This window comes from Ahrensia sp. 13_GOM-1096m (assembly GCF_000620605.1).
In the GTDB taxonomy this organism is placed as follows: Bacteria; Pseudomonadota; Alphaproteobacteria; order Rhizobiales; family Rhizobiaceae; genus Ahrensia; species Ahrensia kielensis.
This window is the reverse complement of record NZ_JIAX01000006.1, coordinates 138,542-164,461: the sequence shown is the minus strand read 5'-3', so window position 1 is coordinate 164,461 and position 25,920 is coordinate 138,542. Positions and strand designations below refer to the sequence as shown.

Genomic DNA, 25,920 nt, shown 5'->3' with positions numbered 1-25,920 from the left:
CCGATCAGGCAGCAGCAACAGCGGCTTTAAGCGCTTTAACGATGTCCGTTTTTTCCCATGAGAACGAACCGTCGCGCCCAGCCTTGCGGCCAAAATGACCATAAGCTGCCGTTTTCGCATAGATTGGCTTGTTCAAGTTCAAGTGACGACGAATACCGCCCGGCGACAAATCCATAGTTTCGCGGATTGCAGCTTCAATTTTGTTTTCGTGCACTTTTCCTGTGCCATGCGTATCAACGTAAATTGACAAAGGTTGAGCCACGCCAATTGCATAAGAAAGCTGAATTGTGCAGCGACTTGCAAGTTTGGCAGCAACAATATTTTTCGCCAAATAACGCGATGCATAAGCAGCCGAGCGGTCAACTTTGGTTGTGTCTTTACCAGAGAATGCACCGCCGCCGTGGGGGGCTGCACCGCCGTAAGTATCAACAATAATCTTGCGGCCAGTTAGGCCAGCATCACCATCAGGGCCGCCGATCACAAATTTACCCGTCGGATTAATGTACCAGATGCAGTCATCAGCAATTGGCAAATCTGTCAACGCTTCACGAATATATGGCTCGCATACGGCGCGTACTTTTTTGGAATCCCATGACGCATCAAGGTGCTGTGTTGAAAGCACGATCGATGTTACTTCTTTTGGCAAGCCATCTTCATAGCGCACGGTAACCTGAGACTTTGCGTCTGGACCAAGCTTGGAAACATCGCCTTCACCTGTTTTTCGTGCGGTCGCCAGCAGTTCAAGAATTTTATGCGCATAGTAAATTGGAGCGGGCATAAGCTCTGGCGTTTCCTCACACGCATAGCCAAACATGATGCCCTGATCGCCTGCGCCTTCTTCACCTTGACGGTCGGCAGAATTATCAACGCCCTGCGCAATGTCCGCTGATTGAGCATGAAGCAAAACATCGATTTTCGCAGTCTTCCAATGGAAGCCGTCCTGCTCATAACCAATATCTTTAATGGCACGGCGCGCCGCAGAGCGAAAACGTCCCGGTGCAATTACTGGATTTCCCGCTGCGTCTTTGAGCACGTTACCAGACTTGTCTTTCTTGAAGAAAATTTCCGGTACACGCACTTCGCCAGCAATAACCACGCGATTGGTCGTCGTTAGAGTTTCGCAGGCCACGCGCACATTCCACAATGCATCATCACCGTTTTTGCGGGCCTCTTTGTAGATCATGTCTACGATTTCGTCAGAGATCCTATCACATACCTTATCTGGGTGACCTTCGGAGACAGATTCACTGGTGAAGAGGTAATTTTGGCGGCTCATATCGGTAATCCTGCAAATAGGGTAATAGCGGCAATTGCCACCGAATATTGGCCGTTTGGATATTGGTTTGAGGCATAAAGGTCAAGGGCAAGACAGCATAATAGAAAGATATAAACATAAGTGCATATGTTTTATCTATACGTTAAACTGTACCTTCATCCCCATCAGCGGCATCCGCCAGCGTCTTTACAAGATCAATAAGGCGGCGACGTATCTTTGGATCAGAAATCTTAACGAACGCACGGTTGAGCTGAAGACCTTCAGAACTGGAGAGAAAGTTCACGACATAACTTGTCGATGTCTCCTCAAGTCCGCCGGGCACAACAGCATCACTGCCGGGGGCATCTTCAAAAAAGAACGAGACCGGTACATTTAAAATACCTGCAAGATTCTGAAGTCGGCTCGCGCCCACACGATTGGAACCTTTTTCGTATTTCTGGATTTGTTGGAATGTAATACCCAGTGAATCGCCTAGTTTTTCTTGGCTCATACCGATCATTGTACGGCGCAGACGAATTCTGCTCCCGACATGAATATCAATAGGGTTGGGGACCTTCTTTGTATCGGCCATCATCGTCCTCACTCCGCTCAGGCGGCATTATTTGCTCCGCTCAGGCGGTATTATTTCGTTGGCTTTGCATGTTAGCAAAACGCTAAGGCAAGTAATTTCCATTTTTAACCAGATGAGTCAAACGACTGTATTGGTATAGAAATGCAAACTCAGCCTCTTGTTCGTGAAATAATGCCAATAGTTGTAAACAAAACGACCAGCAACCAAAATATTTGTGATTGGAACTGCTTGCCAAAAGGAACGGCAAGGCTACCAGGCAATTCTGCATCGATTGCACCTGCCTGCCCATAATCTAACTTCGCTTTAATGCGCCCCTTCGCGTCAATAAAGCCAGAAATACCATTATTGGCGGCACGAACCATTGGCATACCCATTTCGACAGCACGTATTTGGCTTTGATGAAAATGCTGATATGGCCCCGGTGTATGTCCATACCAAGCATCATTGGTTACATTAATCATAAGCCCGTCGGTTTTTTCTAAACGATTGATTTCGCCGCCAAAAATCACCTCGTAACAGATCAACGGAATTGCTGTAAGCCCTGTAGAGATAGGCAAGCTTCGTCTTTGCGCGCCAGCAAAATAACCACGATCCGCCGCCGCTACGGCTTTAAAGCCCCATTGTTTCAGTTGTTCCGAAAAGGGCAAATATTCACCAAATGGCACCAAATGCGTTTTATCTGCGGCGCTTGTAATGATGCCTTCATCATTGATGAGCAGCATTGAATTATAATAACGGCGCTGACTGCCATCACTGTCTTCATCAACTTCTTCGCGCACCACACCAGCGACCAAGCTTTGTCCAACCTTTAGCATGTCGGCAATTGCCGCCACAGCCTGAGGCTCACGCGTTAAAATGAATGGCACTGATGTTTCTGGCCAAATAATATAACGCGGCCGTGCCAAGGTCTCATCGACAATTGGCTGCGAAGAAAGCTCAAGAAGGGCATCAAAGACCTCTTTGCCATCGCCGGGTTCAAGCTTCGTGGATTGATCAACCGCTGGCTGAACAATACGCACAATACTGCCTTCTGCATCAGGTTCTGGGCTGTAGTTCAACCGCCATACACCAATGCCTAAATGCCCACCAAGAAGGATCATAAAGCATAAAAGTGCCAGAATACGCTCACGGCCCTTTGTGAAAAAAGCTGCCGGAAGCGCAAAACAGGCAACCGCTAAAACATTCATCGCGTCGGCACCAACAAAGGCCGAGCTTTGCATCATGAGCGGTGATGGCTGAATAGTATTGGACAATGCATTCCAAGGAAAACCGGTCAAAACAAAGGTGCGCAACCATTCTGCGACACCAAATGAAGCTGCGAGCACAAATATCCGCGCGACACTGGAGGACCAAAAACTTCGGGCTAAAACCGTTGCGGCGCCGTAAAAAATTGCAAGCAAAGCAGGCAGCCCAAGAACGGCAAGAGGAATAGCCCAAGCAAACTCAGGGGCTTCGACTAAAAGCGCATTTGAAATCCACCAAAGGCCCGCAACAAAGTAGCCGAAACCGAAGAACCAACCGGTCCAAAACGCCGGAAAATGGCGGGCAATGCGACCAGCTTCAATACGGCCTACCGCGCCATCGAGTAACCAGACCAATATAGGGAATGTGAGAAACCCGATGAAGAAAAAATGGAATGGCGCAAGCGCAAGCGCCGTCAATGCGCCAATCATGAACGCGATTAGCGCACGCTTCCAGCCTGAAAGCAGTAATATTTTTTGCGAAAGACGCTGCACGTCCACCTCATTCGAATCACGTCATCAATAGAATTAACAGTGTTCGCACACTTGCGCGAACATTGTAATTTATTCTGCCGATGCCGCTGTATCTTCGTGGACAGCATTGACCTCGCGGCGCGTCTGACGCTTGCGTGCCAATTGGCGCGAAATCGATATTTTAACACGGCGAATACGGCGTGGATCAGCATCGAGCACTTCGAGTTCATACCCACAAAATGAAGGAATAACTTCTCCGCGCACAGGAACATGGCCTAGAATTGAGAAGATCAGTCCGCCAATCGTATCGACATCCTCATCTTCTTCTTGTGCTTTGGTTAAAAACTCTCGGCCCAAAAGTGCTGACGCTTCTTCCAACTCAAGACGCGCATCAACAATATAAACACCGTCTGAAACAGTTTCGATCAAAACATCGACATCATCATGTTCGTCTTCAATATTGCCGACCACGATCTCAACAATATCTTCTAGCGATACAAGTCCGTCTGTTCCGCCATATTCATCGATGACAAGCGCCATCTGAATACGCTGCGTCTGCATGCGGCCCATAAGATCCGATGCATGCATAGAGCCTGGAACAAAAAGAACGTCGCGCATTAATTTTAGTTCTTCTATGGTCTTGCTAAGATCAACGCGCCCCAAATCAATGTCAGCTAGCGCGGCTAACGAGGTATCGTTTTTTGTGTTTTTGGCAGTATCTGCGCTCCCGGCCTTATTGCGGCGACGGCGTGGCTTTTTCTCTGCAGTTGTAATCAAATGCGTTACAACATCACGAATATGAACCATCCCGCGCGGATCATCCAAAATCTCTGCGAATACAGGCATACGGCTGTGACCAGATGTCTTAAACACCTTTAAAAGTTCGCCCAGTGTCGTTTTAATCTCACATGATTCAATGTCGGCACGTGGCACCATAACATCGTCAACCCGCATTCCTTGCAAACGCAAAATATTGCTGAGCATTGCGCGTTCATCGAGCGAGATTGTTTCATCATTATCGCTTTGCGCATTCAGCGCATCGTGCAGGCTTTCACGTACCGAACCCGATTGCGGCCGGAACAGATAGACAAGGCGCTGCAAGAAACCGGGTTGCCCACGCGTTTCAGATTTATCTATCGGCTGATCAACAACAACGAGTGCTGTGCTTTGTTCTTTGTCAGGTGTGCGACTATGGCCGCTTTCAGATTGTTCCATCAACTTTCAACGAGCAACATCATCTGGCGCATAAGGGTCATCAATACCCATTTTACCAAGAATCGTTGTTTCTAAACCTTCCATATGTTCTGCTTCGGTGTCATTTTCATGGTCATAGCCTAAAAGATGCAATAGTCCATGTACGATCAAGTGGCTTGTATGATCTTCAAAACTCTTTGATTCCTGCTCAGCTTCACGCTTCACCGTCTCATAGGCAAGCACGATATCACCAAGCATTGGACCAGGTTTTTGGCCTGCTTCAATCTCAAATGCAGGAAAAGACAATACATTTGTTGGTTTGTCTTTTTTGCGCCAAGCAGCATTTAACCCTTGCACCTCAGTATCATCGGTAAGCACAAGACTTAACTCGCTCTCCACATCTGCCATTTCAAGCATATCAAAAACATGGGTGATGGCGCGCTGAACAAGGTCTTTAACATTAGGCCAATCACCGGCATTTTCAGCTATATCAATTTCAACTAGCATCGCCGCTTTCTTTATCTCGGCGGCGCGGATAGGTGCCGCGCCCTGCAGCTTCATAAGCACCATGAGCTGAATCGTAGGCACTTACAATTTTAGCAACGAGTGGGTGCCTGACAACATCAACGTCTTTAAAGCGCACTTCGGTAATACCGTCGACACCGTCTAAAACCTGCAATGCTTCGATCAAACCTGACTTCTCGCCGCGTGGTAAATCCACCTGACTTGGGTCGCCCGTCACCATCATGCGACCATTTTCGCCAAGCCGTGTCAAAAACATCTTCATTTGCATGGAGGTCGTATTTTGCGCTTCATCCAAGATGACCGCCGCATTTGCCAAAGTGCGGCCGCGCATGAATGCCAATGGCGCAATTTCGATGAGGCCCGCTGTTAAGGCACGTTCCACTTGCTCGCCCGGCATCATATCATAGAGCGCATCGTAAAGTGGACGCAGATATGGGTCGACTTTCTCTTTCATGTCGCCAGGCAAAAAACCTAATCGTTCACCGGCTTCAACAGCAGGGCGCGACAAAATAATACGTTCAACATGGCCGCGTTCGAGCAGCATCGCGGCATGTGCGACAGCAAGATATGTTTTACCTGTACCAGCAGGCCCTACGCCGAACACAAGTTCGCAGCGATCCAGCGCGCGCATATATTTATCTTGGTTGGGCGTGCGTGCAAAAATGGTTTTTTTACGCGTTGCAATTTGTGCCGCCGCAATATTTTCCTTGCCGTTCATTGTGGGCAGCTGCAATTGATCATCGGCTGCGATTGCCATTCGCAATGCGCCCTGAACATCTGCAGCTTCGGGATCTTTGCCTGTTTTTTGCAATTGATCATAAAGCGAATCAAGCGCACGGCGCGCCTGTTCAGCAGCCGTAGGATCGCCCTTGATTGAGACCTGATTGCCACGCGAACGCACATCAAGCCCAAGCCGATTTTCTATCAATGTGAGATTTTGCTCAAACTGACCAAAAAGAGCACGCGCATGGCTATTATTGTCGAAGGTAAGGACGATGCTTGCCTGTTGTGGCGCAGCATCAGCTGCAGACTTTACATTTGATTTAGCGGTCAAACGCGTTTCCTATTTTCTGTTACTGCCCTAACTTAGTGGCAATGGTGTCAGAAACCAAGGAGTTCACCATCACTTGGCTGATTTTTACATTCACAATATCGCCGACTTCACCGACACTTTCATGACAGATGACCGGTTGAAGCCACGGAGAGCGGCCAACGATCTGGCCAGCTTCACGGCCTGGCTTCTCAATCAACACATCCATATTCTTGCCAACCAGACTTTGCATGAAGTCTTTCTGCTGCTGGGTCAACAAGGCCTGAAGGCGCTGCAAGCGCTCAGATTTAACATCCTCAGGCACTTGATTTGGCATGTCTGCGCCCGGCGTTCCAGGGCGTGTCGAATATTTGAAAGAATAGGCCGCAGCATGTGTGACATCGCGCACAATCTGCATCGTATCTTCAAAATCTTGGTCTGTTTCACCCGGAAACCCGACGATAAAGTCGCCTGAAAGCGCGATATCAGGTCGTGCGCTGCGAATTCGGTCGATGAGTTTGCGATAATCATCGCCCGTATGTTTACGGTTCATCGCCTTTAAAATTTTATCCGAACCCGATTGAACCGGCAAATGCAGATAAGGCATCAACATTGATAGATCACGGTGCGCTTCAATCAGCGCATCATCCATATCACGTGGATGGCTGGTGACATAACGAAGGCGCTTTAGCCCATCAATTTCTGCGAGTTTATAGAGTAGTTCGCCCAAGCCCCATTCACGGTCATCACCGCCTGCGCCATGCCAAGCATTAACGTTTTGGCCCAATAAAGTGATCTCGCGCACACCTGCGTCGACAAGGCGTTTTGCCTCATCCATAATTTGAGATACAGGGCGAGAAACCTCAGAGCCACGCGTGTAAGGCACAACACAGAAGGTGCAGAACTTATCGCAGCCTTCCTGCACCGTCAGAAAAGACGTCACACCGCGGCTCGTCATGACTTTCTTAGCTGGTGCGGGCAAATGCTCGAATTTATCTTCAACGGCATATTCTGTCTCAACGACTTTTTTGCCGGTTTTCGCTTTTGCTACCACTTCGCCGAGGCGGTGATAGGTTGTTGGTCCAATCACAAAATCAACGGCTGGCGCACGTTTGATAATTTCTTTTCCCTCGGCCTGCGCCACGCAGCCTGCAACGCCGATCATTAAATCGCCGCCATTGGCGCGTTTTTCTTCGCGCACCATGCGGATACGACCAATCTCGGAATAGACTTTCTCTGCAGCCTTTTCGCGGATGTGGCACGTGTTCAACAGCACCATATCGGCATCATCCATACTGGATGTCTCGACATAGCCGTCTTTTGCCAAGGCGTCGGCCATACGCTGGCTGTCATAAACATTCATTTGACAGCCATAGGTTTTCACGAAGACTTTCTTCGTGTCCGTGTTGGTGTCAGCAGATGGTAGTTTTTCAATAATTGGTGCGCTCATAATTCGGCTTTTAGTCGCTTTTCTAGCTCTTGAGAAGTGGGCTATCTGCCACGCAAGGCAAGTGATGTCATTTCTGCAACACGTTCCTGTACGATTTGCGTAATTTCTTTTCGGTTCATGCCTTCACATTGCTCCACGGGTTCTCCAAAAGAGACAACCACGCCTAGATGCGGTTCACTGATAACACCTATCAAATGTGGCACAATTTCGATGTCACCTGGCCATGCGGCTAAAGGACGTTTAAAACGCCCCATCGGCAGTCCGCACAATTTATTGTAAGCAACCGAAACAGGTTGAATTGGCGAGCTAATCGCTGCTGCGCCAACACCGAGCGCCCCAAAAAGCGACGATTTAAAAGGATAGATAAAATTACCGTCTGATGTCGTCCCTTCAGGAAATAAAACGATATTATCGCCATCAAGTAGACGCTTATTGATAATTTCCGCCTGAGCTTTGGCTCCAAGTCTTGTTGTGCGATCAATAAAAACGCTTTCTTGCCATACAGCAAGTGTTCCAAATATAGCCCAATCTTTGACTTCGTCTTTTGCGACAAAAGAAATAGGAGCAACCGAGCCAAGGACAATAATATCAAGCCAAGATATATGATTAGCAGCGATGAGAACGCCGTGGCCTGAAGGCTGAACCATAGAGCCGCGCACTTCAACTTTAATACCAAGAATTTTGCAAATTGCGCGGTGCCAGCGCCGTTCAATATTTTTGCGTATCGGATGCCGCAACCATCGGGCGATCATATGAGCGGGCAGTAAAACAGCCGTCACGATCAGTGCCGCTGTTGCGACCCACGCAAAACGAAAAAAGAGCATCAACTTTTATCGCACTCTTCATCTTTATTGATGGGCACAGCATAAAGTTCTAACCGGTGTTCAACAAGCTCATACCCCAATTCGCGCGCGATCTCTTCTTGCAGACGCTCAATACGATCATTTTTGAACTCGATCACCTTGCCGGAGCGCACATCAATCAGATGGTCATGATGCTCCTCGGGGATTGCCTCATAGCGCGCGCGCCCATCACGAAACTCGTGTTTTTCAACGATCTGCAGCTCTTCGAACAAACGAACCGTGCGGTAAACCGTCGAAATTGAAATATTAGGATCAATCGCCGATGCACGCTTATACAGCTCTTCCACATCGGGGTGATCGCTCGCATTTTCGATAACTTGCGCAATAACACGCCGTTGTCCGGTCATGCGCATGCCGCGATCAGCGAACATAGTTTCCAATGATGTTTCCGGCTTTCCCGACAACTCGCACCTATAGAATTGGATTATAAGTCAAACATTCTCGCGGCGCATCACCAGTGCATTGGCTTTGCGTCCCCCAGCCTTAGTATAATAATTTTCGCGAATTGCCACCTGCTCAAAACGCAAACGTTTATAAAGCGCGATGGCGCTTTTATTATTTTCGTCCACCTCTAAGAATAAAGAAGCAATCTTATCGGCATTCAAACGCTCGATAATGCGGTTGAGCAATCTGCGCCCTACCCCAAAATTTTGCCATTTTGGCGTCACGGCCACCGTCAAAATTTCAGCTTCATCTGCCGCTGTACGCACCAAAACGAACCCAACATTGCGTCCACCATCAGATAAAGGTTCGCGCAACAATAGACCGCTTACATTCCTGTTATTTAGCAATGCGAGGAAATCACCATCTGTCCAAGCGTGGGGAAAGGTTAAGGCATGAATTTCTGCCAGCGCTTGTGCATGTTCATAGTTCAGTGATTCTTCACCAAGCCGCCCGACATCACGATTCGTAAATGGCCAAGCCATAATCAAGATACCGCAGCATGGGGCAGTGCAAAATTTGCATTTATTTTGGCATCTGCAGAACGCAAATAAATTGGTTTAGGTGGCAAATTGCTTTTAGCACCCAATCGGGCATAGGCCTGAATAGAGCCTGTTGCGGCATCAAAACCAGCCACAGCACGGCCCGCATCAAACTCTGCCGCGGCATTTCCAATAAGGTTTTGCAAATGCTCTAGCGGTGCGCATTCTTCAAGATCACTAGCATCTGCAATAATGAAAGGCGCTTCATCTTCAGCGCCGGATGCTACAAATTTCTGCGCAAATATCTGGCTCCTGCCCCCTTTGATAAGAACAGCAAAATCACCCGAAGCGCCGCCCTCAACATAGTCATATGCAATGGATTTGAACGTCGAAACACCGACCACTGGCACATCAATAGCAAGTGCCAATCCGCGCGCAGCGGCAACACCAACCCTGATACCGGTGAACGACCCCGGCCCGACACTGACTGCAATCTTCGTCAAATCGCTTGGGGTGAGCCCTGCTTGTGTAAAGCACTCATCGATAAGACTAAGCAGGCGTTCGGCATGACCACGCCCCAGATCTTCGCTTTTTTGCGCAAGTATCTTTTGACTCTGCGGGTCATACAGACAAGCAGCACAAATATGAGCAGAAGTATCAATGGCAAGAATGGTCATAGCCCTAATTAAAGCGCTTTTGCCAACTCAACAATAGTTGTGAGGCTCTAAATAGGAATTATAATTTATAAGCCGTCACACTGCGCGGTGCCAAAGATGCTGCGCCAAAAACAAGCTGCGCATCGCCGATAAGCTCACTGCAATTTACTGTTTCAGGCCCATAGTTAAAAATATAACGAACATTATTATTATCACGCATCCTTATATCTCTATGAAGACGCGTTGCCGCAACACCTGCCTTATCCAACGCGGCAGTAACAATATAATCGGCTAATGGAGCGTTCGGGCGGCCTGCCAGATATATCATTCGATCATTTTCAAAGATGGCATCATGACCATCTTCGGACTTCATAGAAGCAGAAACGCCTGCCTCGGGCACGACAAATTCGCGCCATCCTTCAAAGGCCAGATCATCTTGCAATAATACTGGAGAATGAGGCGGGCGGCTTTCGACGCGGGTAATTTTGATGTTGATCAATTTGCGTAGAGCGCCCGGTGGCAAATCTTGAACGATTTGAAAGTTCTCGTCCTTAGAGCCTGAACGCGGCCCCGCCAAAATTACGGCCTTGCTGCTTTCGAGCGCTGCTGCGAAATCCTCTGAAACATTGAACATGCCGGGCATGGCGATGAGTTTGCGGCCCGTGACCGCTTCTTTCGTCGGCGGAATAACATCGACATTGATACCCTGCCTGCGCAAAGCACGATAATAGCGCATGACCAATTCAATATAAGAAAAGTCTTTGCCCTGCGGCTGAATTTCCCAAGCCCACTGGCTTTCATAATCAAACACCAGTGCGACGTCGGCACGGACTACCTGCGCTTTGGAATCCATTTGCTTGAGCAGTTTGGATACTTTTTCGCAAACATGGTAGCCTTCATTGAACTCGCCATTGGGCAACAAAAGCGCTTCATGCATTTGCTCTTGCGCAAAGGATGGCTGACGCCAGCGGAAATGACTTACAAGCTCGGCTCCAGCTGCAAATGCTTCCCATGCCCAAAGCTCTACAGCGCCCGGAAAAGGCGCTGGATTATAGGGTGCCCAATTTACCGGACCGGGCTGCTGCTCCATCACCCACCAACGGCCATCAACAGCGCCATTACGAACTTCACCGCAAGCACGATAAAGATCATGGTGAAACGCCTGCAAATCAGGATCACCAACGCCTAAGTAGCGCGCTTTGTTCTCATCATCAGAACTATCACGGTCCAGAAATCCAATTGGGTAGCTATCCCATGTGGCGATATCCAAATCTTCACTTACGGCATAGTGGTCAAAATCAGTGTAGGAGCCCATGAAGTTGTGGCCGATAGGCGCATTAGAATGTTTGCGGATGATATCCGTTTGCAGTCTGTTGAATGATTTTACTTGGTCTGACGAATAACGCCTAAAATCCATCACATGAGCAGGGTTCGGTTCGGTAACCGTGAGATTTGGCAGCTCAACCTCGTCGAAGCTACGATATTCCATGGACCAGAAAATATTGCCCCAAGCGCGGTTCATCGCATCAGGCGATTGGTATTTCTGTGCCAGCCAGTTGCGAAAACCATTAAGCGCGGCATCAGAATAACTGAGGACCGTATCGTGACAGCCATATTCATTATCGGTTTGCCACGCGATCAGGGCTGGATGTTTTCCATAACGCTTTGCAAATTCGGTTGTTATGCGCGCGCATTCTTTGCGGTATTCTTCATGCGAAAAACAATAGTGACGGCGAGAACCAAACCCACGTATCTGTCCATCAGCATCTACCGCCAACATATCAGGCATACGGTCAACCAGCCATTTAGGCGGTGTTGCCGTTGGTGTACCGAGAACAACCTTGAGACCGTGACGGTGCAAAACGTCAAAGCTCTTATCCAGCCAATCAAAATTATAAGCGCAGGGATTTGGCTCTAACTTACTCCACGCAAATTCACCTATCCGCACATGTGTGATCCCCGCGGCAACCATAAGGCGCGCATCCTCCTCCCATCGGCTTTCAGGCCAATGTTCGGGATAATAGCAAACGCCAATGGTTTGTTTGGCTGGGTTCATCATGATCAGTTTCCTGAAATCTAAATGGTAACAAGGGGTTCGAATTTAGGCACGGCGGCAACATCTAGCACGAATGTTTTGCCCGCATTTGGATCGCTTTGTTTTGCGGCTTCATCCATGCCTTCCATTGCAGTTGTTACAGCAATTTTTCCGCCGCTAATAAATGCAGGACAGCTTGGCTGTGTTGCATTTACAGTTTGCGAAGCTTTCAAAACACCATCAGAAGAATAGCAATTGATGACGCTTGCGCCCCAAAGCGCGATCCAAATATTGCCGTCGGCATCAACAATTGCACCATCAAGCCCGCCCTCATTATCACCATGATCGAGGAAAATTGAGGGCTCGGCATTTGGCAATCCTGTTTCTGGATCGACACTAACGCTCATCAGTTTGGCTAAAATTGTATCGGTATAATAGGCTTTGCTACCATCTGGCGAAAAACAAATCGCATTAGGAATAGTGATATCGGCATAAAGCTTTGTCAGCACGCCATTTCTATAGTGGTAAATTGCACCAGCTTTATTTTGCGCTTGTTTGCCCATTGTGCCCAGCCAAAATGCACCGGATGGATGCACACGTGCATCGTTAGAACGTGTCTGACTGTTATCGGCTTCAATCGGCGCTATAGACGTTAACGAACCACTTTCATTATTGCGCTTCCAAAGGCCAGTTTCTGTAAAAATCAGATCGTTTTCATCATCAAGCACAGCCATTGCGCTTGTCATTTCAGGCAAGGCAACCGCACTGTTTTCACCTGTTGAAAAGTCATGTTGATGACGCGTTTTGCCAAGAATATCGAACCAGAAAAGCGTGTTGCGACGCGTGCAATAAAATGGACCTTCACCTAAGTCACAGCGATATTCAGATAGGATTGAGATATTAGCCATGATCAACCAAACACCGCATCATAAGCTGCAACGGTTTTGATCGCGCGCGCGCTAATTTCATCTGCAGATAGACCCGGCTTATATATTGAAGAACCAAGGCCAAATACTGAAATGCCATTATTGCCATAATCTGCAAAATCAACCTCAGATACGCCGCCAACGGCGCCAATGGCCAAATCTTTAGGAAGCACGGCCATCATGGCTTTTATCCCGCTTGCACCGATGACGCTGGCTGGGAAAAACTTAAGTCCTGAAGCGCCAAGTTTAATCGCTTTGAATGCTTCTGTTGGCGTAAAAACGCCGGGCATTGTTACCATCTTATGATGTGCACACCGTTCCATGACAGCTTCATCAATATTAGGAGACACCATCAGCTTTCCGCCAGCACCTGCTAATTGGTCCACATTTTCAGCGGTTAACACAGTACCTGCGCCAATGAGGCATTTATCGCCATGTTTAGCGACAACCTTCTCAATGGATTTGAATGGATCAGGAGAGTTCAGCGGGATTTCCAAACAAGCAAAACCAGCATCAATGAGTGCATCAGCAATCGGCTCTATTTCATCGGGTTTGACACCGCGCAAAATGGCAACCAAACCACGCTTCATGTCCGGCCATTGGGCAGTTACGTTCGCGCTCATTTCAATTCACTCCGTTATTTCAAGTTAAAGCGATCTGGCCAAATCAGCCGAGCAGCATGCGCTAGCCCTGCAACGGCGAGCTCATCCCCATCGACCATCTGTGAAGGCAATCCAGCAATGTTGAGTGCAGATGCGTAAAGCGTTCCTAGATGGCCGCTCCCAACAAGTATCACCGAACTGGCGTCACCAAATCGCGCTTTTGCGCCAGCAATATCTTGACCAATAATTGTTCCTGATATGAACGCTGCAGCCTCATTATTATTTAAGTCATGTAATAGACTTTTTGGGCGCACCGAGAACAAACGATTGAGTATCGTTGCAGGCTCATCAAGACTTTGCCGAACACCGTCAATAAATGCTGCTCCATTCACATCCACAGGACCACTTGCACCGTCGAGTGCGTGTTTGAGAACAGAGGCAGCGCCTAGCGCCGCAAATAACTCGCCGCTTAATGATGTGAAAAAGTCCAACACGCGTTCGTCTTCAACGTGCACCCATTTGGCATGTGTTCCCGGCATACAAACCAGACCGGTCAGCGCCTTGCCCATTTTTTCTTTAAGGCCAAGCAGCTGCGTTTCTTCAGACCGCATCACGTCAGCCTTGTCCAAGCTGCGATTTGCGATGCCGGGCAAAATACGCATGTCGCGCGATGTATTGTTGATCTTCACAGCACCTAATGCTGGATCACCAATGTGGCAGGGAACGGTTACATAAGGCGCTTCCTGCCAGCCTTGTCGTGAGCCAACCATCCCGCACATGATCGCAGGCACATCATCGGGCAATCCCATTTCTTTGAGATGTCCATTCATCACGGAAGCAAAGTCGCTCTTTGCAACCGTGCGCATACCATCAGCAGATTTACGGCAATCAAGCGCTTTACCAGATGGGTCAAGCGGCCACATTCGCAAATGCGACGTTCCCCAATCTACAGCGATGACGGCTGCTTGGTTTTGCATCACAAAATACCGCCATCAGCAATAAGTACCTGTGCGGTAATCGCGCTTGCTGATTTTGAAGCCAAGAACAAGCAAGGACCAGCCATCTCAAGGGGTTGCAATTCGTGCTTTAGGCTTTGTTGAGCCGTATTCTCAGCGACACTTTCGGGTGTTGCCCATAGCTCTTTTTGGCGTTCAGTCATCACCCAGCCAGGTGCTATAGCGTTGACGCGTATATTGTCAGGACCAAGCTTGCCAGCAAGACCTTTGGTCAGCCCCACAACGCCGCCTTTTGCAGCGGTATAAACAGGCATATCGCCAATGTTGAGCATATAGGATGTGGATGTGAAATTGACGATTGCACCGCCGCCAGCAAATTTCATTCCTTCAACGACCGCCTGAATAACGAAGAACTGGTGGCGCAAATTAATAGCAATATTTTTATCCCAATACGCCGCGTCCACATCTGCGATTTTATGGCGATCATCCCAAGCAGCGTTATTGACCAACACTGTAATTGGACCGTTTTCGCTCACCGCTTTGTTCACAGCATCCGTGATTGCAAGTTCATCAGAAAGATCAGCTTTAATGTATAACGGTTTAGCACCGTAGGCCGCTTCAAGTTTGGCACATAGAGCTTGGCTTGCGGTATCCGCTATATCGACGAAAGCTACTTTAGCGCCTTGCGCAACAAAGCCTTCTGTTAAAGCCGCACCAATACCGGAACCACCGCCTGTGATCAGAACGGAAGCGTCTTTCAAGTCTGGGAATATAGGGAAATTGGACATTATTGCTCTCCGACTTGCTCAATTGATATTGCTAGGCCTGTCTGAGCATAAAGCGACGGCAAACCCAAGCCTACAGTTTCAAGTGCAGCGCCTGTTAACTCAAAACCACCATTGAAAATCGGATTTGGAAATGACCGGTTGGCTTTTTTCACTTGCTCGGTCATTGTTTGAATACGGACTTTATATACCGCGCTTTTATTGAGGCCTGGAACACGTATTCTTGGCGGAATTGTTGAACGTGGACGCTCCAATTGCATCAAAACCATTCGTGCCTGATCGAGCGCAACCGACACGGACAGCGCGCCAATGAGCCCGTAATCAACGGTGCGAACACGGTAGAATTTTCCTGTGTGCCAAATCGCACGATCTTGTTTGTGCCGCGTCACGGCATCACGCATAATTTCGCGATCTTCGTCCGACATTTTGGTAAGGTCGGCCTCAATCCCCATGTGACCATAGCTTGCAACAAGTGCGCGAAAACCAGCATGCAGCCCGCGCCCTGATGTATGGCTCCACGCAGGACCAATATGGGCGCCCATTAGCTCTGGCGGGAAGAAATGAGAAAAGCCTGTCTGAATGCGTGCGCGTTCGACAGAATCATTAGAGTCCGATGTCCAAAATCTATGCGTATGCGCCAAAACACCGTAATCAACACGGCCGCCCCCCGAAGCACAGCTTTCGATTTCCAGCGTTGGGAAAGCCTTTAAGAAACGATCCATAAGAGCATATAATGCCCCTGTCTGATTATAGACATTGGCGCGCCCTGATTGATCGCCCGGTAAAACTAGATCGCGGTTCATATCCCATTTGAGATATTTAATTTGATGATTTTCGATCAATGGCGCGATGGTTTCAAAGATATAATCGCTCACCAGCGGGTTAGCGATATCCAACACCAGCTGGTTGCGGCCTGTCATGTTTGGATATGAGTTTAAGCCCAGCACCCAATCTGGGTGTTTTTGAAACAGTTCAGACTTTTCGTTGATCATCTCCGGCTCAATCCAAAGGCCGAAATCCAAGCCTTTAGATTGGACATATTCGGCTAAAGGACCAAGACCATTTGGATATTTGGTTTCATCCGGATACCAATCTCCAAGGCTTGAAGTGTCATCATTACGGCCACGGAACCAGCCATCATCCAAGACAAAACGCTCTGCGCCAATATCGGCGGCAGCATCAACCAATGCACATAGTCGGCTGTGATCATGGTCAAAGTAAAGGGCTTCCCACGTGTTCACAGTGACCGGTCTTGGCTTGTCCGGCACTGGAAATTTTAAAATGTTCTTGCGTACATGATGGTGGAATTTCTGACTGAGAGCATTTAGTCCGTTTGAAGAATGCGCAACATAAATGCTCGGCGTTTTCATTGATTGCTTGGGTTTAATCATGCCTTCGCCAGAAAACAATAATGCACCCATTTGAACCTGAACATCGCCTGTCGATAAGCGCTCAAGCACAATGCGGTGGTTACCACTCCAACCAAGATGCATGCCCAAACATGGGCCAGACTCATCATCCGTTTTTGCATTGAGAAGTATTAAGCCTGGAAATGCTTCGTGCGATGTGCGCCCGCGCCTGTTTTCGCGCTTTGTTAATCCCATTGGAATCGGCTGGCGCTCAATCTGAAATTCAGCACACCAGCGCCCATGAAAGGATAGGTGCTGCGAATATTGCTGCGCTGGCACAACAACCGGAGCGGATAACCAATCAACAGACACGGGAGAATCGCCAACATTGAATAGTTCTGTGGCAAAAACAGCGACATCGGTTTCCGGATCAAGATCGCAAACGATCTCCATTTCCATGCCGCGCACGGCATCAATCATGCCAAAGGTAACGCCATGTTCACGGTCAATACGGCGCGCAAAAACAAACTGTCCTGCCCAGCCTGGCTTATCACTTTTGACCCGGTGCCCGATTAACCCCGGATGGCCAAGAAAGCCGCGGCCTAATTCTGGATGAAGGCTGATTGGAGAATTATCATCGAGCGATGCTTGCGTGAAAGGACGCGCATGAATGTCCGCCAAAACACCAAGATCGATGCCGGATTGCAGCTTTTCACCGTGGTAAATAACGACAGGAATGCCATCATTCCATGCAAAAACAAGCGTCGTAGACCAGCCATCAAGTCGCAGTGTATTCTCGTAGTTAGACAATTTTATTTAGCCTTTTGTCGCGCCGAGCGTAAGGCCGGCGATAAAGTGTTTCTGCATCAAGAAAAACATGAGAACTGGCGGCACGGCTGCAAGCAATGATGCCGCAGATACCAAGTGCCATTGGCTCACAAATTGGCCGTTCAACGCCCTCACACCAGCGGTAATAGGCTTTGATGCCTCGCCGTTTGTCAGCACTGTTGCCCAGAAAAAATCGTTCCAGATAAACGTGAAAACGAGAACAGATAATGCTGCAATCGCTGGACGAACAAGTGGTAAGACGAGGTGCCAGAAAATTCTAAATTCACCAACACCATCAATACGCGCGGACTCAATTAGCTCCATTGGCAGCGCTCTGATAAAGTTACGCATAAAGAGCGTACAAAAACCCGTTTGAAACGCTGCATGGAAAAGCACGAGCCCAGTGACCGTATTGTAAAGCCCTGTTTCAACAGAAAGCTGGCGCACCGGCACCATCAAAATTTGAAACGGCACAAAGTTGCCTGCAATAAATATGAAGAACAACGGCAGAGCAGCTTTGAAGCGATATATTGCCAAAGCATAGCCAGCCAAACATGCCAGCGCGACGGAAATCGCAACAGTCGGCAATGTAATTTTGATCGAGTTTAGAAAATAGGTGAATGCATCGGACTGCGTGAAGACCGCAGTATAATTATCTATAATCTGGAAACTAGACGGCCAACCAAACACGTTGCCTGAATTGATATCCGCAGCCGAGCGCACCGATGTCATGAAAATTGCCAAAAGCGGCAACAACCATATGAATAGAGCAATTGGCAGAAATATTTTATAGGCAGTTCGAACACCGACAGATGATTTTTCTATAGGGCGTGGGAACATCTTAGTGACCTCCCTTTTCTTCTTGGTACATCGACCAGAGGAAGTAACTAATGAACACAAGCATGATGAGGAACAACACGACGGCGATCGCTGAGCCATAGCCCATGCGGAAGCCATATTCTGATAATGCCTGCTCATACATAAAGTAAGACAAAACATTGGATGAGCCGTAGGGACCGCCCTGCGTCATGATTGCAATCATGTCGAAGGAGCGAAGCGCACCGATAACCGTCACGACAATTGCAAGAAAGGTCGCGGGCCAAAGCTGCGGTAGAATCACATACCAAAGCATCTTCAAACCTTTGGCACCATCAAGCCTTCCAGCTTCGACCTGATCTGGCGAAACATTATTGAGACCGGTTAAATACAAGATCATACAATAGGCGATTTGCGGCCAGAGGCCTGCAACAATAATGCCATAAGTCACATATCGCTCATCACCCAATATAGAGGGCGGTGATGCGCCAAACCAATTCCAAATTTCAGCAATGATGCCGAAGTTAGGATTGTAGAACCATGTGAAAATGAGGCCTACAACAACTTGCGATATTACGAATGGGAAAAAGAATAACGACTTATAGAGCCGCATACCAAACACAGTTTGGTTTAAGAATAAAGCGATGAACAGACCGGCAGGTACGGCTAACAAAAAGAGGAAAAGCCATAAAAGGTTGTTCCACAACGACGTATAAAAACGGTCATCATCGAGCAGCTCGACATAGTTAGCAAGGCCAACCCAAGTCGCCTCGCCAAGACCATCCCAGTCATGAAATGAAATCCAAATAGATTGGAAAATTGGCAGGATCACATAAACAAGAAAAAACAAAATTGCAGGGGTCAGAAACAACCAAGGCGCAATCGCCAAACGGTTCTTTTTATACCAACTGCGATTATCGACTGCGGTAACTACGCTCGCATCGTCTAAGCTTTCAACAGTAGACATGAACCCTCCCACATGATCCGTTCTTCGGCCAAATATTTTGCGCGCATTATGACTGCGCTGTATCGTTTAGTCTTTTGGCAATAAAGGCGGGCTCCAAATGGGACCCGCCTTAAAGTTTGAATTACGGTTATTTATAAACGCGCTCTTGAGTTTTATCGAGACGCTCGAGAATTGCGTCCAAACGGTCTGGCTTAACCATGAATTCCTGGAAGCCTTCCATGCCGACTTTCGCCATTTCAGCTGGCGCATCACGGTCAAAGAACTGCGCAAGACCAGAGGCTGTTGACACTGTTTCAAAGCCTTTTTGGATGAACTTATCATCAGCAATCGCTGATTTAGAGTTCGGTGGCAATTGACCGATTGTCTTGTTCCACTCGGCTTGAATCTCAGGCTGTGCTATGAAGGATAGGAATTTCTTTGCATCTTCTTTGTTCTTCGCATTTGCAGGAATAAAGAAAGCATCCGCTGGCGCTTCTTCGGCACGAGCAAGACCGGGAGTGATTTCCGGAAACTGGAAATAGTCGATCTGATCATCTGTGAGGCCCGCATCTTTAAACGCTGCAACCGCAAAGTTGCCCACCACATACATTGCAGCTTCACCCTTAGCGAATGGTGCAACAGCATCCTGCCATGACATCGTCGCGTGATTATCAACGAATGAACAGCGCTCTAGCATTGTCTGCCAGTTTGCAAATGTTTCTTTGATGCGCGGATCTGTATACTTCACTTTACCGGCAGTCAGGTCGTTGTGAACGTCATATCCGTTCGTGCGAAGGTTCAAATAGTCAAACACGCCAGCAGCTGTCCAAAGGAACTTTGTGCCGATTGTGAATGGAGTAACACCAGCTTCTTTAAGCGTATCACAGGCGGTTAGGAGTTCGTCCCATGTTTTTGGCTCGGAAACGTTATTCGTTTCAAAAATATCTTTGCGGTAATAAATACCCCATTGATAATAAGAGTAAGGAACGCCCCACTGCTTGCCATCACGTGTCATTGTTGGCTTGATCGCCTCAAATGAAGTTGAAAGATTTGCGTCAGATGCCCAAAGCTCCGAAATATCTTCGAACTGACCAGCATCAACAAACGGGCCCATTCTGTTACCAGGATACCATGATGTTACGTCTGGAGCGTCAGCAGATAAGAAGTTCCGAATCGCCGTTTTGTGCGCTTCGCGGTCATTGATATTGACCGTCACATTGATATCTGGATTAGCTTTTTTGAACGCTTCTACAGCGGCTTCAAAGCCAGCTTTCGGCGCTGGATTCGGATCATCAAAGTTGATCACGAGATCGCCAGCGGATGCTGTTCCCGCCATAAGAACGGCTGCAGCTGCTCCTATGATTGTGGACTTAAAAAGAGATTTCATTTCACACTTCCTCCCAAAAGAATAATGAGCGCGACCATCACGCATGTCGTTTCGGCCATCAGGCCCCAGTTTCATCTCGCTCAAAAATCACAAGCAAGATATTTCGCATTAGTCACTCATTCCACATAATGGAACTCTATTTGACTATGTTGAATTGATGTAGTAAACCTGCCATAATGTCAAGACTTCAGTGTTGCGCAGAACAGCACTGACTGAATTTGGAGGGCACATGGCTAGCGAGAAACCTGATCATGATACCGGCACGCTTGGAAAAGCAGTTGCCGTTCTTGATGCTGTCGCTGCATCCAATACACCTATGCGGTTTCGCGATCTTGCAGCACATATTGATCAGCCCCGTGGGACCCTGCACCGCCAAGTTTCCAACCTTATTGAAGAAGGCTTATTAGAGGTAAATGCTGACCAGTCTTATTCTTTAGGCTTCCGTCTTTTGAAATTTGCTGCGCGCGCATGGAGTGGCAGCGGTTTTCGTGAAATTGCAGAACCCCACCTCAAAGCACTGCACGAGCGAACTGGCGAAACTGTCCACCTTGGCATTCTCAAAGGCATCGAGGTTATCTATCTCGACAAGGTTGAATCCCGACAGGCCGTGCGAATGCATAGCCAAGTGGGCAATTCGTCACCGTGCTACTGCACTGGCGTTGGCAAAGCCGGACTCTCTGTTCTGCCAAACGCAGAAATTGAAACGCGCATAGCGAACATATCATTCAAGCAGTTCACCGAAACCACATTGATGAGCGAGCAAGCACTCATGAGCGAGCTTGACCAGATTCGTGCCTCTGGCAACGCATATGACCGCGAAGAACATGAGCCGGGCATCCACTGTGTCGCAGCGCCGATCTTTACAAATAATTTCAGCGTGATTGGCGGCCTGTCGGTGACGGCACCTTGCTACCGCGTGCCAATCGAAAAATTAGAATCATGGGCTGAGGATGTTCGCAGTGTCGCTAAAGCCATCATGGAAGAATTACCAATAAAACTGGGGCCGCGAGCTTAGCAAAACCTCGCGATCAAGGGAGACTTTAATGACAGACGTCGTACTCAATAAACTTAAAAAATCGTTCGGCCCGATTGATGTGATTCACGGCGTTGATCTCGATATAAAATCTGGTGAATTTGTCGTTTTTGTTGGTCCATCAGGTTGCGGAAAGTCCACTCTCTTGCGCCTAATTGCAGGTCTTGAAGAAGCGAGCTCTGGAAAAATTTCCATCGGCGAACAAGACGTTACTTATGTCGAGCCAGCTGAACGCGGCGTTGCTATGGTGTTTCAATCCTACGCGCTTTACCCGCATATGACGGTTCGCGAAAATATGGGTTTTGGCCTTAAAATGACAGGCCATGACACCGCGTTTATTGATGAGCGCGTCAATAAAGCAGCTGAAATTTTGAAACTCGACGCTTTGCTGGATCGCAAACCAAAACAGCTTTCTGGCGGCCAGCGCCAGCGTGTTGCGATTGGGCGATCCATCGTGCGCGAGCCTAAAGTGTTTTTGTTTGATGAGCCGCTCTCAAACCTAGATGCAGAACTGCGCGTACAAATGCGGCTTGAGATCGCAAAGCTTCATAACGATCTTGGCGCGACCATGATTTACGTAACGCATGATCAAATTGAGGCGATGACCTTGGCTGACAAGATCGTTGTACTTCGGGCGGGCCGTGTTGAACAATATGGCTCCCCTCTCCACCTTTATAATGATCCAGACAATCAGTTTGTTAGCGGGTTTATTGGCTCACCTAAAATGAACCATTTGAGCGGTACAGTCACAGCTTATGCTAAAGGTAAAGCAACGGTTGAGATCGACGGTTACAACGGCGCAAAAGCGGCCGTGCCAATATCGACGAAACTTGAGAAGGACCGAAAAGTAACACTTGGCATTCGGCCAGAGCACTTTACCGCAGCAGGCAAGGCAAAACTGGACCTTCAGATTGATGTGATTGAAGATTTAGGCGGCGCATCTTTTGCGTATTCAGGCGCGGACAGCGCTGCCCCTCTCACAATACAGCTACCCGAAGGGCATTCCGTCAAACAAGGAAAACCAACGAGCGCGTCATTCGATCCTGCGCGCGCATTCTTGTTTGATGCGGATACACAGGAACGTATTCGCTAAATCATACAAACAAAAGCGGCCCTGAAATTATCAAGGCCGCTTTTTAAATTTGAAGATCACTCAAGCTGCGTTTGAATGAGCAGGCTTGGTCAAGAGTTCATAAATTGCATCTTCACTTGAAGCAGATCGAAGCGCAGCGAGGCGGTCCGTGTCGCGCAGCACCCGTGCAATACGTGAAAGTGCTTTGAGGTGATCTGCGCCAGCGCTTTCAGGCGCGAGCAGCAAAAATGCAATATCGACATCTTTTTCATCCAAAGAATCAAAAGCAATCGGCGTTTCAAGTCTGGCAAAAATGCCAAATATCTTGTCGAAATTGTTAAACTTGCCGTGCGGAATCGCAATGCCGTTGCCAACCCCGGTTGAGCCTAACTTTTCGCGTTGTAAAATCGTGTCAAAGATTTCACGGGCCGACAGATTTGTCAGCTCTGCGGCCCGCTCTGACATTGCTTGAAGCAACTGCTTCTTCGAGCTTGCTTTCAAGTCGATAACAACTGCGTCCTTGCCGAGAAATTCGCCAAGATCCATGTCACTTACCCTATTGTTTTTTGGCGGCCCACCCAGAGGCACGCTTGACGGTTGGCTTTGGCGTCACTTCAATGCGCCTGGGTCGATCCAACCGATGTTTCCATCCGGACGGCGATAGACAAGATTCACGTCACCGCTGCCCGCGTTTCGGAACACATAGACTGGGTTGTCCTGAAGGTCCAGTTGCAAAACAGCAGAAGCCACAGGCAAAGTCGTTAACTTCATTTGTGTTTCAGCAACAATAACCGGTGCGTAATCGACAGGCAGATCTTCTTCATCATCTTCCGGCAGCGCTTCTAATACCTTGTATGCGTAATTTTCCGTACGCGCAGCAGCTTCTTGAGTATGATGATTTTTCAAACGACGCTTGTAACGACGCAAACGCTTTTCTAGGCGTTCAGCTGCAGAATCAAAGCTGGCGTCGGGGTCCTGACCATCGCCGCTCGCCTGCAACATGGTTCCAGTATCAAGATGTATTACGCAATCTGCGGTAAAACGATTGCCATATTTTTCGACGGTAACATGACCTTGCGCTCCTTTATCAAAGTATTTCGTAAGCGCGTCTTCAATGCGATCCTCAATGCGAGTTTTGAATGCATCGCCGATTTCCATATGTTTCCCAGAAATACGTAAGCTCATGATTTACCTCATTCTTTCATTATTATTCTGAATCACCTAACAGCGACCCAGTAACAACAGCTTGTGCCAGTTTCGCGCCGCTGTGAAGAGCAAAACGACAAAATTTATTTCACGAATAATAAGCGCTTAATGTTGTTTTTTATCTGACGTGTGCTGGGCTTTTTTCTCACGGCGGCGCTGCACGGAGGACGCGATATTCATTGCCTCGCGATATTTGGCGACGGTGCGCCTAGCGATTTCTATGCCTTCTTCACGCAAAGCATCCACTAATGCGTCGTCGGAAAGCACTTTTTGTACAGATTCGTCTTTAATTAGATCACGAATCCGCTGCTTAACCGATTCAGAGGAGTGGTCATCGCTTCCACCAGCGACACCTGAAATGGCGACAGTAAAGAAATATCGCAGTTCAAATAAACCACGCGGCGTCATCATATATTTATTGGAAGCCACACGACTGACGGTTGATTCGTGCATTTCTATTGCATCTGCGACCATTTTCATGGTCATGGGTTTCAAACTGGAAACCCCGTTCAGGAAAAAACCATCTTGTTGCTTTACGATCTCGGTCGTCACTTTCAAAATAGTGATCGCACGTTGATCTAAGCTGCGCTCTAGCCATGTCGCGCTTGCTAAGCAATCAGCAATAAATGATTTCTCATCTTTTTTGAGCTTTGCCCCTGAGATTTCATTATAATATTGCCGATCAACAATCACCTTGGGCAGCGCATCAGAATTCAATTCTATGCGCCAATTGCCATCGGGAGTTTGCGTAACCTCGACATCATGAACAATCGCCTGTGTTCCGCTTAACTCAAATTGCAAACCGGGGCGCGGATCGAGTCGTTTGATTTCAGCAAGCATATCCAGCAAATCGCTATCATCAACGCCGCAGATTTGGCTCAGTGTCTTAAAATCGCGTTTTGCTAACAAATCCAAATTATCAAGCAGCGTACTCATTGCGGGATCAAGGCGCTCATTGCGTGCGCATTGCAAACGTAGACACTCAGATAGATCACGCGCAAAAACGCCCGCTGGATCACAGGTTTGAAGACTTTCTAGCACAGCCAAAACATCTTCTGGATCGCATGATAATCGTTCGCAAATACCGGCTAAATCAAAATCCGCGTAACCGCGCTCATCAAGCGCGTCAATCAGCTCGTTTGCAATAGCGTGGTCGGGAATTGTTCTGAAAATAAACGGCGTCTGCTGTTCAATGACATCGCGCAAAGTCAACTGAGATTGAGCCACATTTTCGAGCAGAAAATCATCATCGGGCGCTGATGATGAGGGCAGCCCAGGAAGCGAACTCGTAATATTATTATCATGCTGCATTTGAACTGGCAGCGCGCCATCCCCGTTACCCGGATCATCTGGGAATATATTTTCAAGCGAGCTATCCAGCTTATCGGAAATTGCCGCTGCGCTCACTTCCAGATCAGCATTGTCCCAATCCGTATTCCGTTCGGCTGATGCATTGCTTTGACTGTCTGCGGCACCATTATCACGATCAGTGTAGCTATCATCACTGGTACTAGTCTGCCTTAAAAGCGGGTTACTTTCGACTTGGCTTTCAATGAATTGCTCAAGCTCAAGCTGCGTAAACTGCAACAGTTTGATGGACTGAAGCAGTTGCGGTGTCATTTTCAATGACTGCGTTTGACGCAAATTAAGTCTAGCATTCAAAGCCATGCAACAATCACCATTCCCTAAACTGGCCTGAAATTTGCTTGGTCCACTTTAGGGGAGAATAGTTAAGCGAGTCCATCCTGACGCGGCAAGTTGTAAAAACGCTTAAAA

At 48.1% G+C, this 25,920-nt stretch carries 25 protein-coding genes; 2 read left to right on the top strand and 23 right to left on the bottom strand.

Features of this window, described 5'->3' with window-relative positions; all coding sequences use genetic code 11:
- Positions 1-4: 4 nt before the first annotated feature.
- The 20 genes from metK to N530_RS0101055 all read right to left on the bottom strand — a co-directional run bounded on the left by metK (position 5) and on the right by N530_RS0101055 (position 20,833).
- Positions 5-1,276: a methionine adenosyltransferase gene (metK, locus tag N530_RS0101150; protein WP_026479190.1), complete on the bottom strand. Its 1,272-nt coding sequence runs from the start codon at positions 1,274-1,276 to the stop codon at positions 5-7.
- A 142-nt stretch (positions 1,277-1,418) separates the two neighbouring features.
- Positions 1,419-1,847: a helix-turn-helix domain-containing protein gene (locus N530_RS0101145; RefSeq protein WP_026479189.1), complete on the bottom strand. Its 429-nt coding sequence runs from the start codon at positions 1,845-1,847 to the stop codon at positions 1,419-1,421.
- Between the two features lie 149 nt (positions 1,848-1,996).
- The gene (lnt, locus tag N530_RS0101140) at positions 1,997-3,583 is read right to left on the bottom strand and encodes an apolipoprotein N-acyltransferase (protein WP_026479188.1); all 1,587 of its coding nucleotides are present in this window, start codon (positions 3,581-3,583) and stop codon (positions 1,997-1,999) included.
- 69 nt (positions 3,584-3,652) lie between these two features.
- A complete protein-coding gene (locus N530_RS0101135) occupies positions 3,653-4,777 on the bottom strand; it encodes a hemolysin family protein (protein WP_081773858.1) in 1,125 nt (374 codons plus the stop codon).
- A 6-nt stretch (positions 4,778-4,783) separates the two neighbouring features.
- A complete protein-coding gene (gene ybeY, locus N530_RS0101130) occupies positions 4,784-5,263 on the bottom strand; it encodes an rRNA maturation RNase YbeY (protein ID WP_035266041.1) in 480 nt (159 codons plus the stop codon).
- Complete coding sequence (locus tag N530_RS17195) at positions 5,253-6,335, bottom strand: PhoH family protein (RefSeq protein WP_035266040.1); 1,083 nt, start codon at positions 6,333-6,335, stop codon at positions 5,253-5,255. Before N530_RS17195 ends, ybeY begins: the two co-directional genes overlap by 11 nt.
- A gap of 19 nt (positions 6,336-6,354) precedes the next feature.
- Complete coding sequence (gene miaB / locus N530_RS0101120) at positions 6,355-7,761, bottom strand: tRNA (N6-isopentenyl adenosine(37)-C2)-methylthiotransferase MiaB (protein WP_026479185.1); 1,407 nt, start codon at positions 7,759-7,761, stop codon at positions 6,355-6,357.
- Between the two features lie 41 nt (positions 7,762-7,802).
- Entirely contained in the window at positions 7,803-8,585 is a 783-nt protein-coding gene (locus N530_RS0101115) for a 1-acyl-sn-glycerol-3-phosphate acyltransferase (protein WP_051540683.1), read from the bottom strand.
- Positions 8,585-8,995, bottom strand: coding sequence for a Fur family transcriptional regulator (locus N530_RS0101110; protein ID WP_018688906.1), 411 nt, complete (start codon positions 8,993-8,995; stop codon positions 8,585-8,587). The genes N530_RS0101115 and N530_RS0101110 overlap by 1 nt, the downstream gene beginning before the upstream one ends.
- 60 nt (positions 8,996-9,055) lie before the next feature.
- Complete coding sequence (rimI, locus tag N530_RS17190) at positions 9,056-9,550, bottom strand: ribosomal protein S18-alanine N-acetyltransferase (protein ID WP_051540682.1); 495 nt, start codon at positions 9,548-9,550, stop codon at positions 9,056-9,058.
- 2 nt (positions 9,551-9,552) lie between these two features.
- Positions 9,553-10,224, bottom strand: coding sequence for a tRNA (adenosine(37)-N6)-threonylcarbamoyltransferase complex dimerization subunit type 1 TsaB (tsaB, locus tag N530_RS0101100; protein WP_026479182.1), 672 nt, complete (start codon positions 10,222-10,224; stop codon positions 9,553-9,555).
- A gap of 58 nt (positions 10,225-10,282) precedes the next feature.
- Positions 10,283-12,262 carry a beta-galactosidase gene (locus N530_RS0101095; RefSeq protein ID WP_026479181.1) on the bottom strand — a complete coding sequence of 660 codons (1,980 nt, stop codon included), beginning with the start codon at positions 12,260-12,262 and terminating at the stop codon, positions 10,283-10,285.
- Positions 12,263-12,279: 17 nt separating this feature from the next.
- Positions 12,280-13,146, bottom strand: coding sequence for an SMP-30/gluconolactonase/LRE family protein (locus tag N530_RS0101090; protein WP_051540681.1), 867 nt, complete (start codon positions 13,144-13,146; stop codon positions 12,280-12,282).
- A gap of 2 nt (positions 13,147-13,148) precedes the next feature.
- Positions 13,149-13,787 (bottom strand): 2-dehydro-3-deoxy-6-phosphogalactonate aldolase, encoded by a 639-nt coding sequence (locus tag N530_RS0101085; RefSeq protein ID WP_026479179.1) that lies wholly within the window; start codon positions 13,785-13,787, stop codon positions 13,149-13,151.
- A 14-nt stretch (positions 13,788-13,801) separates the two neighbouring features.
- Positions 13,802-14,743, bottom strand: a complete 942-nt coding sequence (locus tag N530_RS0101080; RefSeq protein ID WP_026479178.1) for a 2-dehydro-3-deoxygalactonokinase — start codon at positions 14,741-14,743, stop codon at positions 13,802-13,804.
- Positions 14,743-15,510: an SDR family NAD(P)-dependent oxidoreductase gene (locus N530_RS0101075; protein ID WP_026479177.1), complete on the bottom strand. Its 768-nt coding sequence runs from the start codon at positions 15,508-15,510 to the stop codon at positions 14,743-14,745. Before N530_RS0101075 ends, N530_RS0101080 begins: the two co-directional genes overlap by 1 nt.
- Complete coding sequence (locus N530_RS0101070) at positions 15,510-17,666, bottom strand: alpha-galactosidase (RefSeq protein ID WP_051540680.1); 2,157 nt, start codon at positions 17,664-17,666, stop codon at positions 15,510-15,512. Before N530_RS0101070 ends, N530_RS0101075 begins: the two co-directional genes overlap by 1 nt.
- A gap of 6 nt (positions 17,667-17,672) precedes the next feature.
- Complete coding sequence (locus tag N530_RS0101065; protein ID WP_018688915.1) at positions 17,673-18,524, bottom strand: carbohydrate ABC transporter permease; 852 nt, start codon at positions 18,522-18,524, stop codon at positions 17,673-17,675.
- A gap of 1 nt (position 18,525) precedes the next feature.
- Entirely contained in the window at positions 18,526-19,467 is a 942-nt protein-coding gene (locus N530_RS0101060; RefSeq protein WP_026479175.1) for a carbohydrate ABC transporter permease, read from the bottom strand.
- Between the two features lie 127 nt (positions 19,468-19,594).
- The gene (locus N530_RS0101055; RefSeq protein WP_026479174.1) at positions 19,595-20,833 is read right to left on the bottom strand and encodes an ABC transporter substrate-binding protein; all 1,239 of its coding nucleotides are present in this window, start codon (positions 20,831-20,833) and stop codon (positions 19,595-19,597) included.
- Between the two features lie 229 nt (positions 20,834-21,062).
- Here N530_RS0101055 and N530_RS0101050 point away from each other — a divergent pair, with 229 nt between their 5' ends.
- Both N530_RS0101050 and N530_RS0101045 read left to right on the top strand, forming a co-directional pair.
- Positions 21,063-21,848, top strand: coding sequence for an IclR family transcriptional regulator (locus N530_RS0101050; RefSeq protein ID WP_026479173.1), 786 nt, complete (start codon positions 21,063-21,065; stop codon positions 21,846-21,848).
- A gap of 28 nt (positions 21,849-21,876) precedes the next feature.
- Positions 21,877-22,959 (top strand): ABC transporter ATP-binding protein, encoded by a 1,083-nt coding sequence (locus N530_RS0101045; RefSeq protein WP_026479172.1) that lies wholly within the window; start codon positions 21,877-21,879, stop codon positions 22,957-22,959.
- 60 nt (positions 22,960-23,019) lie between these two features.
- On the opposite strand, the gene ptsN is transcribed toward N530_RS0101045, so the two are convergent.
- The 3 genes from ptsN to rpoN all read right to left on the bottom strand — a co-directional run bounded on the left by ptsN (position 23,020) and on the right by rpoN (position 25,812).
- Complete coding sequence (gene ptsN / locus N530_RS0101040; RefSeq protein ID WP_026479171.1) at positions 23,020-23,484, bottom strand: PTS IIA-like nitrogen regulatory protein PtsN; 465 nt, start codon at positions 23,482-23,484, stop codon at positions 23,020-23,022.
- Between the two features lie 63 nt (positions 23,485-23,547).
- The gene (hpf, locus tag N530_RS0101035) at positions 23,548-24,123 is read right to left on the bottom strand and encodes a ribosome hibernation-promoting factor, HPF/YfiA family (RefSeq protein WP_026479170.1); all 576 of its coding nucleotides are present in this window, start codon (positions 24,121-24,123) and stop codon (positions 23,548-23,550) included.
- A 126-nt stretch (positions 24,124-24,249) separates the two neighbouring features.
- On the bottom strand, positions 24,250-25,812 hold the full coding sequence (gene rpoN / locus N530_RS0101030; RefSeq protein ID WP_026479169.1) for an RNA polymerase factor sigma-54: 1,563 nt from the start codon (positions 25,810-25,812) through the stop codon (positions 24,250-24,252).
- Between the last annotated feature and the right edge of the window lie 108 nt (positions 25,813-25,920).

What these genes read in the sequence shown, in the direction of transcription:
- metK (WP_026479190.1), bottom strand. Translation starts at nt 1,276, where the DNA reads ATGAGCCGCCAAAATTACCTCTTCACCAGTGAATCTGTCTCCGAAGGT.
- N530_RS0101145 (WP_026479189.1), bottom strand. Translation starts at nt 1,847, where the DNA reads ATGGCCGATACAAAGAAGGTCCCCAACCCTATTGATATTCATGTCGGG.
- N530_RS0101135 (WP_081773858.1), bottom strand. Translation starts at nt 4,777, where the DNA reads ATGGAACAATCTGAAAGCGGCCATAGTCGCACACCTGACAAAGAACAA.
- ybeY (WP_035266041.1), bottom strand. Translation starts at nt 5,263, where the DNA reads ATGCTAGTTGAAATTGATATAGCTGAAAATGCCGGTGATTGGCCTAAT.
- miaB (WP_026479185.1), bottom strand. Translation starts at nt 7,761, where the DNA reads ATGAGCGCACCAATTATTGAAAAACTACCATCTGCTGACACCAACACG.
- N530_RS0101115 (WP_051540683.1), bottom strand. Translation starts at nt 8,585, where the DNA reads ATGCTCTTTTTTCGTTTTGCGTGGGTCGCAACAGCGGCACTGATCGTG.
- N530_RS0101110 (WP_018688906.1), bottom strand. Translation starts at nt 8,995, where the DNA reads ATGTTCGCTGATCGCGGCATGCGCATGACCGGACAACGGCGTGTTATT.
- rimI (WP_051540682.1), bottom strand. Translation starts at nt 9,550, where the DNA reads ATGGCTTGGCCATTTACGAATCGTGATGTCGGGCGGCTTGGTGAAGAA.
- tsaB (WP_026479182.1), bottom strand. Translation starts at nt 10,224, where the DNA reads ATGACCATTCTTGCCATTGATACTTCTGCTCATATTTGTGCTGCTTGT.
- N530_RS0101095 (WP_026479181.1), bottom strand. Translation starts at nt 12,262, where the DNA reads ATGATGAACCCAGCCAAACAAACCATTGGCGTTTGCTATTATCCCGAA.
- N530_RS0101090 (WP_051540681.1), bottom strand. Translation starts at nt 13,146, where the DNA reads ATGGCTAATATCTCAATCCTATCTGAATATCGCTGTGACTTAGGTGAA.
- N530_RS0101085 (WP_026479179.1), bottom strand. Translation starts at nt 13,787, where the DNA reads ATGAGCGCGAACGTAACTGCCCAATGGCCGGACATGAAGCGTGGTTTG.
- N530_RS0101080 (WP_026479178.1), bottom strand. Translation starts at nt 14,743, where the DNA reads ATGCAAAACCAAGCAGCCGTCATCGCTGTAGATTGGGGAACGTCGCAT.
- N530_RS0101075 (WP_026479177.1), bottom strand. Translation starts at nt 15,510, where the DNA reads ATGTCCAATTTCCCTATATTCCCAGACTTGAAAGACGCTTCCGTTCTG.
- N530_RS0101065 (WP_018688915.1), bottom strand. Translation starts at nt 18,524, where the DNA reads ATGTTCCCACGCCCTATAGAAAAATCATCTGTCGGTGTTCGAACTGCC.
- N530_RS0101060 (WP_026479175.1), bottom strand. Translation starts at nt 19,467, where the DNA reads ATGTCTACTGTTGAAAGCTTAGACGATGCGAGCGTAGTTACCGCAGTC.
- N530_RS0101055 (WP_026479174.1), bottom strand. Translation starts at nt 20,833, where the DNA reads ATGAAATCTCTTTTTAAGTCCACAATCATAGGAGCAGCTGCAGCCGTT.
- N530_RS0101050 (WP_026479173.1), top strand. Translation starts at nt 21,063, where the DNA reads ATGGCTAGCGAGAAACCTGATCATGATACCGGCACGCTTGGAAAAGCA.
- N530_RS0101045 (WP_026479172.1), top strand. Translation starts at nt 21,877, where the DNA reads ATGACAGACGTCGTACTCAATAAACTTAAAAAATCGTTCGGCCCGATT.
- ptsN (WP_026479171.1), bottom strand. Translation starts at nt 23,484, where the DNA reads ATGGATCTTGGCGAATTTCTCGGCAAGGACGCAGTTGTTATCGACTTG.
- hpf (WP_026479170.1), bottom strand. Translation starts at nt 24,123, where the DNA reads ATGAGCTTACGTATTTCTGGGAAACATATGGAAATCGGCGATGCATTC.
- rpoN (WP_026479169.1), bottom strand. Translation starts at nt 25,812, where the DNA reads ATGGCTTTGAATGCTAGACTTAATTTGCGTCAAACGCAGTCATTGAAA.